This window comes from Methylobacterium nigriterrae (assembly GCF_037106235.1).
Taxonomy (GTDB): domain Bacteria; phylum Pseudomonadota; class Alphaproteobacteria; order Rhizobiales; family Beijerinckiaceae; genus Methylobacterium; species Methylobacterium nigriterrae.
In genome coordinates this window covers 1-311 of sequence record NZ_JBAWTG010000675.1, presented here as the reverse complement: position 1 = coordinate 311, position 311 = coordinate 1, and the positions used below count along the sequence as shown (strand labels likewise).

Genomic DNA, 311 nt, shown 5'->3' with positions numbered 1-311 from the left:
GTCGCCGCGCAGCGCTGCGTGCGCTGGGTGATGCGCAGGCGCAGCCCGTCCTCGCCCTCGAGACCGGCGCCGACCAGGGCAAGCTCGGCCCATGGCTCCAGGCCCTCCACCATCAGGTTGCCGCGGAAGCGCAGGGGGTCGACCGGCGCCCCGACGAAATCCTCGATGGCACGCACGCTGGCGAGGTTGATCAGCGAGACGAAGCCGGTGGCGGAATCGGTGACCCGGTATTGCGGGGGCGCCGCGAGCACGCGCGGCTCGCCGCGCAGCGCGTCGGGCAGCGTCCGCCGGATCACCTCCTCCAGCCTCGC

At 74.0% G+C, this 311-nt stretch carries 1 protein-coding gene; it reads right to left on the bottom strand.

Annotated features, from left to right (window positions below; translation table 11 throughout):
• Positions 1-311: MOSC domain-containing protein (locus WDW90_RS38685; RefSeq protein ID WP_431311222.1), on the bottom strand; the 311-nt coding region annotated here is incomplete at both ends.